The sequence below is a fragment of the Nocardia sp. MH4 genome (assembly GCF_019266065.1).
GTDB lineage: Bacteria > Actinomycetota > Actinomycetes > Mycobacteriales > Mycobacteriaceae > Nocardia > Nocardia canadensis.
This window is the reverse complement of record NZ_LPNR01000002.1, coordinates 1-1,292: the sequence shown is the minus strand read 5'-3', so window position 1 is coordinate 1,292 and position 1,292 is coordinate 1. Positions and strand designations below refer to the sequence as shown.

The following is a 1,292-nucleotide window of genomic DNA, read 5'->3' as shown; positions in this document are numbered from 1 at the left end:
TGAGGTTCCCCCGCTGAGCCGGAGAGCGAATTACCTGGTTCCGGCTGGAACCCGGCCATGGTAGCTGGCTTCGTACTCGTCGGGTGACCGCCAACCCAGCCTCTTCTGGATCCGCTGGGTGTTGTACCAGCCATCGATGTAGGCGAACAAGGCGTTCTCGGCGTCTTCCCTTGTCCGCCAACTGTTCCGATACACCAACTCGGTCTTCAGAGTGGAGAAGAAGTTCTCCATGAGAGCGTTGTCGTAGCTGTCTCCGACTGAACCCATGGATTGCGCTATCCCGTTGTCTGCCAACCGGTTAGCGAACCGGATTGCCGTGTAGGTCGACCCGCGGTCGGAATGATGGACGAGCTGCCCGTCACGAACATCGCGGGTCCAAACCGCGTACTCGAGAGCGCCGAGAACCAGCTCGGTGTCACAACGGTCCGAGCACTTCCAGCCCACGATTCGGTTCGAGAACGCGTCCCGGACCGCGGCCAGCCAGAACACACCCTCGCCGCAGACGATGCGGGTGGCATCGGCGACCCACAGCCGGTCCGGCTCGCCGGCAGTGAAGTCCCGGTTGACCAGATCTGGAGCTGGGGCGGCCCGCCGATCCTGTCGGGTCGAGCCCAGCCGCCACTTCTTCCGCAGGAACGCGCCCTGCAAACCCGCACCCCGCATCAACCGCTCAACGCGTTTGCGGCCGACCGAGAACCCGCGCCGGGCCAGCATCGCGTGAACCCGCGGCGACCCGTAAGTCCCGCCGGAGCTGGTATGGATATCGACGATCTCGGCCAGGAGCTCTTGGTCGACCAGATTCCGCCGTGACGGCGCCTTCGCCTGCCGCAACCAGCCGTAATACGTCGAGGACGCGATCCCCAGAACCCGTAATACGAGCTCGACCGGGTGCTGCGGATATTCATTGACGAACCGCACAATCACCGCCGGGTCTGGCCGAGCTCCGAGGCGAAATACGCACTCGCATCACGCAATACAGCGTTGACCCGCTCCAGCTCGGCGACTCGTTTACGGAGTTGCTTGTTCTCCTCGGCCATGTCGGTCGTCGGGCGGTCGTGGCGGTGGCCGGCATCGGCTTCGGCTTGGCGGATCCAGTTCCGCAATGCCTCGTGATGCACCCCGAGTTGCTCGGCGAGCTTCCGGATCGTCGGCTTGGGATCGGACTCTCGATACAACCGCACGGCTCGAGCTCTCAACTCGTCCGGATATTTCTTCGGTGCTGCCACTGATCGACTCCTTCCGGTCCTATCGGACCACGGGTTGGAGCTCTCCGTGAAAACGGGGGAACCTCA

Annotated in this window: 2 protein-coding genes; both read right to left on the bottom strand. The window is 63.4% G+C overall.

All coding sequences use genetic code 11. The features are described from left to right. Nucleotides 1–30: 30 nt before the first annotated feature. Entirely contained in the window at nt 31–924 is an 894-nt protein-coding gene (locus ATM97_RS00015; RefSeq protein WP_218715829.1) for an IS3 family transposase, read from the bottom strand. After that, nucleotides 921–1,226, bottom strand: coding sequence for a transposase (locus ATM97_RS00010; protein ID WP_101462844.1), 306 nt, complete (start codon nt 1,224–1,226; stop codon nt 921–923). The genes ATM97_RS00015 and ATM97_RS00010 overlap by 4 nt, the downstream gene beginning before the upstream one ends. Nucleotides 1,227–1,292: the final 66 nt, after the last annotated feature.